Below are 10410 nucleotides of genomic sequence, written 5' to 3'. Positions count from 1 at the left end.
ACTCATGATGAACCCTTTTTCATGGCTCCAGATGACAAACATGATCTCATATCAGGGACTTGTTCGCACCTTCCCTAGGGCCAGGGCGGCCCAGGAGATAAATAACCCTTGTACGAGACCCTACAATTAAGAAGCTATTTATCAACATTGAAAAATAAAAAGTTAATTTGAGTACGATGACGACTCATCAGGACGCAATGCTATTGTTAATTTACTCATATTTGGTCGTTATCCCATTCAAGGGTCTCATGGAGGAGCGCTGTCATGTTCTGGAATCAAAAAGCAAGCAAGGAAGCCAGTGAGCAAGCGGCAAGGGTGGTGGAACTGGGGGCATTTGAACAGGCTATCCAGTTGCAGGTCCCCTTCGTCCAGTTCACCCCGGCGGGAGTGGTCACCTTCGCCAACGCGCTGTTTCTCAAGATCGTGGGATTTGAACGTGACGAGGTGATTGGCAAGCATCACAGCACCCTCTGCTTCCCCGACGACGTCAATACCCGGGATTACGAGACCTTGTGGCAGGATCTGCGCCACGGCGTCTCCCGCAGCGGTCGCTTCATTCGCCAGTCGAAATCCGGCAAGGCCGTGTGGCTGGAGGCGACCTATTTCCCCATCGTGATCGACGGCAAGGTGGTGCGGATCGCCAAGGTCGCCTCTGACGTGACCCAGCAGCAATCCACCCTGGAGCGCACCCAGGCCCTGCTGGCAGCCCTGGACAAGTCCCTGGCGGTCATCGATTTCCAACCCGATGGCACCGTCATCACCGCCAACCAGAATTTCCTCAACTGCTTTGGTTACCGGCTGGAAGAGGTGGTCGGCAAGCATCATCGCCTCTTCTGTGACACCGAGTTCTACCAGAACAACCCCCATTTCTGGCAGGATCTCGGCTCGGGTGACATCAAGTCAGGGCTTTTCATGCGTCTGGGTCACCGGGGGGAGAAGATCTGGCTGGAGGCCACCTACAACCCCATCTTCAACCACGAGGGCAAGGTGGTCAAAATCATCAAGCTGGCGAGCGACATCACCGAGCGGGTGGAGAAATCCATCTCCACCCGGGAAGCGGCCCAGAAGGCGTGTGCCATCGCCAGCGAAACCGTCGCGAGCGCTGCCAGGGGGCGGGAGGTCATCGACAGGGTGCTCGACACCTCCTCTCACATCAACACCTCGGTCAATGCGGTCAGCAAGCAGATAGAGCAGCTCAACCAGCAATCCAGGAGCATCGAATCCATCATCTCCACCATCAGCGGCATCGCGGATCAGACCAATCTGCTGGCCCTCAACGCGGCCATCGAGGCGGCCCGCGCCGGGGAACAGGGACGGGGATTCGCGGTCGTGGCCGACGAGGTGAGGCAACTGGCGGCGCGCACTTCCAGCTCCACCAGCGAGATCGTCACCGTCATCAAGCACAACTCGGAGATCACCTCCCAGATCACCCAGACTGTCTCCGTCGTCTCCGACAAGGCGGTGGCAGGCCAGGAGCAGGCCACCATCATCGCCGACGTCATCAAGGAGATCATCGAGGACGCCAACTCGGTGTCGGACACCGTCAAGAGCCTCTCCATCTGAGCGACAGCTGCCAATGACAACGGGGGGCCCAGGCCCCCCGTTGTCATTGCTGTCCGCCCACCCGAAACCCGCTCAGCCATCCCCCAGGAGATAGTGTCTGGCTTCCTCGTCCGCCAGCGCGAGGGCGATGTCCCATAGCGCGGCGATGCAGAGCCCCTCCTCCCCCACAGCTTCCTCTTCCAGCGCCTCCAGGGCTCTGGCATCGGCCAGGGTAAAGGGGGGATGGCTCAACAGGCTTTTGGCCGCGGCCAGCAAGTGCATGTCGCTCATCGGTCGGCTCCTTCTTAGACAGCGTGTTTCCCTGCCCAGACTGTAGCCTAATGACGGCGACTCATCCCCCGGTGGCGACTGCCTGCGCACGCTTCCTGCCGGACGGCAGTTGGCCCACCCCGATGCCGGCCAGCACGGCGGCACAGGCCACCCATTGCAGGGCCGTGAGTGTCTCTCCCAGCAGCAGATAGGCGAGCAGCAGGGTAAAGACCGGTATGAGGTTCACATAGGCAGCCGCCAGGGTCACCTTCACCTGGGTCACCGACCAGTTGTAGAGCAGGTAGGCACCAAGTGTCACGAAGGCGCCGAGGAAGAGGATGACCCCCATGTCCTGCCAGGCCCAGCTCGCGGGCCAGGGCGCACTGAAGGCAAAGGGCGCGAAGAAGAGCATGCCGACGAAGGCCTGCAACGCTGTCAGTGTCATCACGCCGTAGCGGCTGGAGAGCTTCTTGAATACCACGGAATAGGTGGCGGCGCAGAGCATGGCGCCCATCTCCAGGCTATTGCCGAGCAGGGCGTTGGGGGCGAACTCGTCGGCGCCCTCCCCCAACCCCAGCAGGGCGATGCCAACGATGGCGATGGCAAAGCCCAGCAGCTGGCGGCGACTCACCCGCTCTCCAAGCAGTACGAAGGCCACCAGAGCCACCATCAGGGGAAGCAGGGCACAGACCATACCGGCCTGGCCGGCACTGGTGTAACGCAGGGCGTTGACTTCAAGAAGAAAGTAGAGGCAGGGCTCAAGCGCCCCCATCAGGGCCAACCAGCGCCAATCCCCCTTCTGGTAAGTGACGCGGCCAAGCTGGCGGTAGCAGAGCAGCCAGCAACAGGACGCCACCCCCATCCGCATGAAGAGCACCTGACCGAAGGACCAGATTTCCAGCACATGTTTGAGGGCGATGAAGGAGCTGGACCAGAGCAGCATGGCCAGGGTCAGCGTCAGGACGGGTAAAGGGCGCACAATGCCTCCATGAATTGGGCATTCGAATAATAACCATACGGCCTTGCGGTTGTCTAAAGGCACCTAACATCAGATAATACGGCCGCCTTCATACCGGATAACCCATCTTCAATGACTGAGTACCTGCTTTTACTGGTCGGCACCGTGCTGATCAACAACTTCGTGCTGGTGAAGTTCCTCGGCCTTTGCCCCTTCATGGGTGTCTCCGGCAAGCTGGAAACCGCCATCGGCATGGGTCTGGCCACCACCTTCGTCATGACGCTGGCCAGCGCCTGCTCCTATCTGATGGAGCACTATATCCTGATCCCGCTGGAGATCGCCTACCTGCGCACCCTGGGCTTCATTCTGGTGATCGCCGTGGTGGTCCAGTTCACCGAGATGGTGATCCGCAAGAGCAGCCCGACCCTCTATCGCCTGCTCGGCATCTTCCTGCCGCTCATCACCACCAACTGTGCCGTGCTCGGCGTGGCGCTGCTCAGCATCAACGAGCGCCACAACTTCATCCAGAGCATCATCTACGGCTTCGGGGCCGCCGTCGGCTTCTCTCTGGTGCTGATCCTGTTTGCCGCCATGCGTGAGCGGCTGGTGGCCGCCGACGTGCCAGCACCGTTTCGTGGCGTCTCTATCGCCATGGTCACCGCTGGCCTGATGTCGCTGGCCTTCATGGGCTTTACCGGCCTCATCAAGATATAACGCTATGATTCACATACTCTTTGCCATTCTGGTGCTGGCCCTGCTTGCCCTGGCCTTCGGCATTATTCTCGGCTTTGCCGCCGTCAAGTTTCATGTGCAGGCCGATCCCATCGTCGATCAGCTTGATGCCCTGTTGCCCCAGACCCAGTGCGGCCAGTGCGGTTACCCGGGCTGCAAACCCTACGCCGAAGCCCTGGCCAATGGCGACAAGATCAACAAGTGCGTGCCCGGTGGCGACGCCACCATGCGCAAGATTGCCGACCTGATGGGGGTCGAGCCCCAGTCTCTGGACGGCGGTGAAGACGCGGCAATCCCCGTCAAGAAGGTGGCCTTCATTCACGAAGACATGTGCATCGGTTGCACCAAGTGCATCCAGGCCTGTCCGGTCGACGCCATCCTGGGTGCCACCAAGGCGATGCACACCGTCATCGCGGCCGAGTGCACCGGGTGCGACCTCTGCGTCGACCCCTGCCCGACCGACTGTATCGAAATGATCCCGGTGCCGACCACGGTCGACAACTGGAAATGGGATCTGGCCAAGGTCGCCATTCCGGTCAAGATAGTGGAATAAACAGCGGAGTAACCATGCAGCATCTGCTCGAACGCATCAAAGCCGGCACTCTGTGGGATTTTCACGGCGGCATCCATCCCCCCGAGAACAAGCACCAGTCCAGCCTGACCCCCGTCGTTGACGCGGGCCTTCCCCCCCAGCTCATCATTCCGGTGCGCCAGCACGCGGGTCCGGCCGGCGAACTGCTGGTGCAGGTGGGGGACAAGGTCAAGAAGGGGCAACCCCTCACCCGTTTTGACAAGGGACGCATCGTGCCGGTGCACGCTTCCACCTCGGGCACCATCACCGCCATTGAGCAGCACACGGTGGCGCACCCCTCCGGTCTTGACGATCTCTGCATCCTCCTCACCCCGGACGGAGACGATGCCTGGGGCGAGCGCACACCCCAGCCTGACTACTGGAACCTGGAGCGGGGGGAGTTGCTCGAGCGCATCCAGCAGGCCGGCATCGCCGGGCTCGGCGGCGCCGTCTTCCCGACCCACAGCAAGCTCGACGGCCGTGGCCAGCTCACCGAGATCCTCATCGTCAACGGGCTGGAGTGCGAACCCTACATCACCACGGATGACAGGTTGATGCAGGAGTACGCCGACGAGATCATGGACGGCATCCGGGTACTCAAGCACCTGCTCAAGCCCAAGCTCACCCTGATCGGAGTGGAAGACAACAAACCGGCGGCCATCGAGGCCCTGACCCGCCATGCCAGCGACGCCGACGTGCTGGTCAAGTCGGTACCGACCAAGTACCCCTCCGGCGGCGCCAAACAGACCATAGAGCTGCTCACCGGACGCCAGGTGCCCAAGGGAGGCCGGGCGGTTGACATGGGCATCATGGTGCTCAACGTCGCCACCGTCTTTGCCATCAAGCGCGCCATCATCGATGGGGAGCCGCTCATCGAGCGCATCGTCACCCTCACCGGCGACGCCTTCAAGAAACCCGGCAATGCCTGGGTGCGTCTGGGCACGCCGGTACGCTGGCTGCTCCAGCGTTTCGAGCTGCAACCGGAGGCGGATCAGCGGGTCATCATGGGGGGCCCCATGATGGGCTTCACCCTGCCCCACGCCATGGTCCCCGTGGTCAAGGCCACCAACTGCCTGCTCTCCCCCACCCGCGCCGAGCTGCCGCCCCCCGGCCCGGAACAGGCCTGCATCCGTTGCAGTGCCTGCGCCGATGCCTGCCCCGCCACCCTGCTGCCCCAGGAGCTTTACTGGTACAGCCGGGTCAAGGAGTACGACAAGGCCGAGAAGCTCAACCTCTTTGACTGTATCGAGTGCGGCGCCTGTGCCTGGGTCTGCCCGAGCGAAATCCCCCTGGTGCAGTACTACAAGATCGCCAAGGATGACATCCGCGAGGCCCGTGCCGAGGCCGAGAAGGCCGAACGTGCCAAGCAGCGCTTCGAGGCCAAGCAGGCTCGCTTCGAGCGTGAGAAGGCGGCCCGCGAAGCCCGCCACGCCGAGGCCGCAGCCCAGCGTCGCCAGGCCATGACGACGGCCGGGGGCGAAGATCCGGTCGCCGCCGCCCTGGCCCGCATCAAGGCCAAACAGGAGACGGCCCAGGTGGCCGTGAGTGAACCCGCACCGGACAACGAGGCCATGATTGCCGCCCGTGAGGCGCGCAAGCAGGAGGCCATCGCCCGTCGTGCCGCCAAGGCCGCCAATGGCGAGGGCAATGGGCTGGCTGACACCCCGGCACCTGGGGAGCAACATCCCAAGGCAGAGCTGGATCCCAAGAAGGCCGCCATCGCCGCCGCCCTGGCACGGGCCAAGGCCAAGAAGGCCGCCCAGGCGCAAGGTGACGGGCCGGTGGTCGCGGATAAGACATCCGTGAATACAACCGAACACGCCGTTGAGGCCCCGGCCGCCGCATCCGAGCCCGCCGCCGAGGTGGACCCCAAGAAGGCGGCCATTGCCGCCGCCATCGCCCGGGCCAAGGCCAAGAAAGCCGCACAGGCCCAAGGTGACGCACCACCGGACGCGGATAAGACATCCGTGAACACAAGCGAACACGCCGTTGAGGCCCCGGCCGCCGCATCCAAACCCGCCGCAGAGGTGGACCCCAAGAAAGCGGCCATTGCCGCCGCCATCGCCCGGGCCAAGGCCAAGAAAGCCGCCCAGGCGCAAGGTGACGCACCGCTGGACGCGGATAAGACATCCGTGAACACAAGCGAACACGCCGTTGAGGCCCCGGCCGCCGCATCCGAGCCCGCCGCCGAAGAGGTGGACCCCAAGAAGGCGGCCATTGCAGCAGCCATCGCCCGAGCCAAGGCCAAGAAAGCCGCCCAGGCGCAAGGTGACGCACCGCCGGACGCGGATAAGACATCCGTGAACACAAGCGATAACGCCGTTGAGGCCCCGGCCGCCGCATCCAAACCCGCCGCAGAGGTGGACCCCAAGAAGGCGGCTATTGCCGCCGCCATCGCCCGGGCCAAGGCCAAGAAGGCCGCCCAGGCGCAAGGGGATGGGCCAGTGGTCGCGGATAAGACATCCGTGAATACAACCGATAACGCCGTTGAGGCCCCGACTGCCGCATCCGGCCCCGCCGCCGAGGTGGATCCCAAGAAGGCGGCCATCGCCGCCGCCATCGCCCGGGCCAAAGCCAAGAAGCTGGCGGCCGAGGCTGCCTCCTCCCCTTCGACCGACAAGAGCCACTGATCCATGTTCAATATCGCGAGTGCGCCCTTTGCCCACAACCGCAAACAGACCCAGACCCTGATGGTGCTGGTGATCCTGGCCTGCCTGCCCGGCTTCCTGGCGCAGACCTGGTTCTTCGGCTGGGGGACCCTGATCCAGATCCTGCTGGCGCTGGTCACGGCCCTGGGTTCGGAGGCCCTGGTCCTTCGCCTGCGCGGCCGCCCCGTCAAACCGGCCCTGCTGGATGGCAGCGCGGCGCTCACCGCCGTGCTCATCGGTCTCTCCCTGCCCCCCCTGCTGCCCTGGTGGATGCTGGTGCTGGGCACGGCGTTCGCCATCATCATCGCCAAGCATCTCTATGGTGGGCTCGGTCAGAACCTGTTCAATCCTGCCATGGTGGCCTATGTGCTGCTGCTGGTCTCCTTCCCGGTCCAGATGACCAGCTGGCTGCCCCCCTCCAGCATCGCCGCCTACGACATCGGCTTCGCCGATGCGGCCTCGGTGATCTTCACCGGCTTCAGCCTCGACGGCTACAGCATGCTGCAGCTCAAACAGGGGGTGGATGGCCTGACCATGGCCACGCCGCTGGATACCTTAAAGACGGGGCTGACCCAGGGGCTGACCGCCACCGAAGTGATGACCCACAAGGTCTTCGAGGGCTGGGGTGGCATCGGCTGGAGCTGGGTCAACCTCGGCTACCTGCTGGGAGGCCTCTTCCTGCTCCAGCAGAAAGTGATCAACTGGCGCATTCCGACTGCCGTGCTGGGCGCATTGCTGCTCGCTGCCACCCTGGGCTATCTGGCCACCCCGGACGCCACCGCCACCCCCATGCTGCACCTGTTCAGCGGTGCCACCATGCTCGGGGCCTTCTTCATCGCCACCGATCCGGTGAGTGCCAGCACCACCGCAAAGGGGCGCCTCGTCTACGGTGTGCTCATCGGCGTGCTGGTCTATGTCATCCGCCGTTTTGGCGGCTATCCGGATGCCTTCGCCTTCGCCGTGTTGCTGGCCAACCTGTGCGTTCCCCTGATTGACAGTCTGACCCGCCCCAAGGTCTATGGAGCCCGTCGCAAATGAACCCACATCTGAATTGCCGCAGACGCGAGACAGGGAGCCTCCCATGTTGAAAAGCATGCGCAAGAATGGCCTGACCCTGGCCCTCTTTGCCCTCGGCTGCACCGCCATGGTGGTGCTGACCAACGAACTGACCCGGGATCGCATCGCCCACCAGCAAGAGCTGGAGAAGCTGCGCACCCTGCAGGCCCTGCTGCCCGAGGGGAGTTATGACAACGATCTGGTGGCCAGTTGCAAGCTGGTCAGCAGCCGGGAATACCTAGGCAGCGATGAGCCCATGCCCCTCTATACCGCCACCCTCAAGGGGGTGCATACCGGCTACGCGCTGGAAACCGTGGCCCCCGATGGTTACAGTGGAGCCATTCGCATGGTGGTCGGCACCGATGCCAAGGGGGCCGTCAGCGCGGTCAGGGTGCTGGCCCACAAGGAAACCCCGGGGCTTGGTGACAAGATAGAGCTGAAGAAATCCAGCTGGATCGACAGCTTCACCGGCAAGTCCCTCACGGCCGACAACGACACCACCTGGGCGGTGAAGAAGGATGGCGGCGAATTCGACGCCTTCACCGGAGCCACCATCACCCCGCGGGCCGTGGTCAAGGCAGTGAAAAATTTGCTGAGGCTGCAACAGGAGCACCCCGAACTGCTGCACGATGCCCCCTCCTGCCATACCAACCCCTAACGCCGGAGCACACGCTATGGAACAAGTCGACGTGATTGACACGGCCAGCCAACCCGCCGGGGAAAGTGGCCGCCGCGAAGAGCTCAAGGAGCTGATGTTGCAGGGACTGTGGAAGAACAACCCCTCCTTGGTGCAGGTGCTGGGACTCTGCCCCACCCTGGCGGTCTCCTCCACCTTTACCAATGCGTTGGGGCTCGGCCTTGCCACCATGGTGGTACTGGTCTGCTCCAACCTCGCCGTCTCCCTGGTGCGCAACTGGGTGCCCAAGGATATCCGCATCCCGGTCTACGTGATGATCATCGCGGCCCTGGTGACCAGCGTGCAGCTGTTGATGAACGCCTACACCTACGGCCTCTATCAGGCGCTCGGCATCTTCATCGCCCTCATCGTCACCAACTGCGTCATCATCGGCCGCGCCGAAGCCTATGCCTCCAAGAACCCGCCCCTGCTTGCCGCCCTCGACGGCTTCATGATGGGGCTGGGCTTTACCCTGGTGCTGCTGGTACTGGGGGGCCTTCGCGAGATCATCGGCATGGGCACCCTGTTTGACGGTGCCGAGCTGCTGCTGGGTGACTGGGCCAAGTCATTGCGCGTCGAGCTGTTCCACGCCGACGCCAGCCTGCTGCTGGCGATCCTGCCCCCCGGCGGCTTCATCGGCCTCGGTTTGATGATCGCCGGCAAAAACGCCATCAACGACTGGATGGGCCGCAAGCAGAGTGCCGAGAAGGCCCACTGCACCGTGCCGGCGGCGGGCGCCCGCACGACCCAGCTCTGAGACAAGAGAGAGCCATGAACAACCAGAAACGCAGGCTGATCCTGGAGCGGTTGCGCGATGACAACCCCCATCCCACCACAGAGCTCAACTTCACCACGCCCTTCGAGCTGCTCATCGCCGTGCTGCTCTCGGCCCAGGCCACCGACGTGAGCGTCAACAAGGCCACCGACAAGCTCTATCCGGTGGCCAACACCCCCCAGGCCATGCTGGATCTGGGGGTGGACGGGGTCAAGGAGTACATCAAGACCATTGGCCTCTTCAACACCAAGGCCGAGAACGTCATCAAGACCTGCGCCATTTTGCTGGAGCGCCACGGCGGCGAGGTGCCGGAGAATCGCGAGGCCCTCGAGGCCCTGCCCGGCGTCGGCCGCAAGACCGCCAACGTGGTGCTCAACACCGCCTTCGGCTGGCCCACCATCGCCGTCGACACCCATATCTTCCGGGTCTCCAACCGCACCGGCTTTGCCGTGGGCAAGAACGTCGATCAGGTGGAGGAGAAGCTGCTCAAGGTGGTCCCCGCCGAGTTCAAGCTGGACGTGCACCACTGGCTCATCCTGCACGGGCGCTACACCTGTCTCGCTCGCAAGCCCCGCTGCGGCTCCTGCATCATCGAAGATTTGTGCGAATACAAAGAGAAGGTCTATCCCGAGAGTTGATCTGCAGGCCTCTGCGGATCCGGTCTCGGGCCATGGATTCAAGGCAGTACCAATCCACCAACCCGGAGAATTGAGCAATGAGAATTCTGCATACCATGTTGCGCGTCGGCGATCTGCAACGTTCCATCGACTTCTACACCCGAGTGCTGGGCATGACACTGCTGCGCAAGAGCGAGAACAGCGAATACAAGTACACCCTGGCCTTCGTCGGCTACGGCGACGAGAAGGATGAAGCCGTCATCGAGCTCACCTACAACTGGGGGGTGAGCGAGTACGAGCTCGGTTCCGCCTATGGTCACATCGCCCTGGAAGCGGACGACATCTATGCCACCTGCGAGGCGCTGCGCGCCGCCGGCGCCAAGATCACCCGCGAACCGGGCCCGGTGAAGGGCGGCACCACCGTCATCGCCTTCGTGGAAGACCCGGACGGCTACAAGATTGAGCTGATTGCCAAGAAAGACGCCGGTACCGGCCTGGGCGCCTGAGCCCACGCCGCCTGGCGGTGAGAAAAACAACGGGGCCCAGGGCCCCGTTTTCATTGGCT

At 63.2% G+C, this 10410-nt stretch carries 11 protein-coding genes and 1 pseudogene; 10 read left to right on the top strand and 2 right to left on the bottom strand.

Annotated features, from left to right (window positions below; genetic code table 11):
- Positions 1–264 precede the first annotated feature (264 nt).
- Together PG879_RS10085 and PG879_RS10080 are read left to right on the top strand one after the other, a co-directional pair.
- Positions 265–1023, top strand: a pseudogene (locus tag PG879_RS10085) (PAS domain-containing protein); the annotation flags it as partial.
- A 6-nt stretch (positions 1024–1029) separates the two neighbouring features.
- Positions 1030–1563 carry a methyl-accepting chemotaxis protein gene (locus PG879_RS10080; RefSeq protein ID WP_257978395.1) on the top strand — a complete coding sequence of 178 codons (534 nt, stop codon included), beginning with the start codon at positions 1030–1032 and terminating at the stop codon, positions 1561–1563.
- A 72-nt stretch (positions 1564–1635) separates the two neighbouring features.
- Here the strand turns inward: PG879_RS10080 and PG879_RS10075 are convergent, their stop codons facing one another.
- Entirely contained in the window at positions 1636–1833 is a 198-nt protein-coding gene (locus tag PG879_RS10075; protein WP_039038678.1) for a hypothetical protein, read from the bottom strand.
- Positions 1834–1894: 61 nt separating this feature from the next.
- Positions 1895–2791 carry a DMT family transporter gene (locus PG879_RS10070; protein ID WP_041212829.1) on the bottom strand — a complete coding sequence of 299 codons (897 nt, stop codon included), beginning with the start codon at positions 2789–2791 and terminating at the stop codon, positions 1895–1897.
- 111 nt (positions 2792–2902) lie between these two features.
- Between PG879_RS10070 and rsxA the strand changes: the two genes are divergently transcribed.
- From rsxA to gloA, 8 genes are all read left to right on the top strand, one after another.
- Complete coding sequence (gene rsxA, locus PG879_RS10065) at positions 2903–3484, top strand: electron transport complex subunit RsxA (RefSeq protein WP_039038677.1); 582 nt, start codon at positions 2903–2905, stop codon at positions 3482–3484.
- Between the two features lie 4 nt (positions 3485–3488).
- The gene (gene rsxB / locus PG879_RS10060) at positions 3489–4055 is read left to right on the top strand and encodes an electron transport complex subunit RsxB (RefSeq protein WP_042017194.1); all 567 of its coding nucleotides are present in this window, start codon (positions 3489–3491) and stop codon (positions 4053–4055) included.
- Between the two features lie 14 nt (positions 4056–4069).
- Positions 4070–6703, top strand: coding sequence for an electron transport complex subunit RsxC (rsxC, locus tag PG879_RS10055; protein ID WP_270830111.1), 2634 nt, complete (start codon positions 4070–4072; stop codon positions 6701–6703).
- Positions 6704–6706: 3 nt separating this feature from the next.
- Positions 6707–7759, top strand: a complete 1053-nt coding sequence (gene rsxD, locus PG879_RS10050) for an electron transport complex subunit RsxD (protein ID WP_010674314.1) — start codon at positions 6707–6709, stop codon at positions 7757–7759.
- A gap of 43 nt (positions 7760–7802) precedes the next feature.
- Positions 7803–8435: an electron transport complex subunit RsxG gene (rsxG, locus tag PG879_RS10045; RefSeq protein ID WP_043156385.1), complete on the top strand. Its 633-nt coding sequence runs from the start codon at positions 7803–7805 to the stop codon at positions 8433–8435.
- A gap of 16 nt (positions 8436–8451) precedes the next feature.
- Positions 8452–9210, top strand: coding sequence for an electron transport complex subunit E (locus PG879_RS10040; protein WP_010674312.1), 759 nt, complete (start codon positions 8452–8454; stop codon positions 9208–9210).
- A gap of 14 nt (positions 9211–9224) precedes the next feature.
- Positions 9225–9866: an endonuclease III gene (nth, locus tag PG879_RS10035; RefSeq protein WP_005302279.1), complete on the top strand. Its 642-nt coding sequence runs from the start codon at positions 9225–9227 to the stop codon at positions 9864–9866.
- A 77-nt stretch (positions 9867–9943) separates the two neighbouring features.
- Entirely contained in the window at positions 9944–10351 is a 408-nt protein-coding gene (gene gloA, locus PG879_RS10030; RefSeq protein WP_010674310.1) for a lactoylglutathione lyase, read from the top strand.
- The last annotated feature ends 59 nt before the right edge of the window (positions 10352–10410 follow it).

The organism is Aeromonas sp. QDB63, assembly GCF_027707425.1.
Taxonomy (GTDB): Bacteria; Pseudomonadota; Gammaproteobacteria; order Enterobacterales; family Aeromonadaceae; genus Aeromonas; species Aeromonas caviae.
This window is presented reverse-complemented; position numbering and strand designations above follow the sequence as displayed.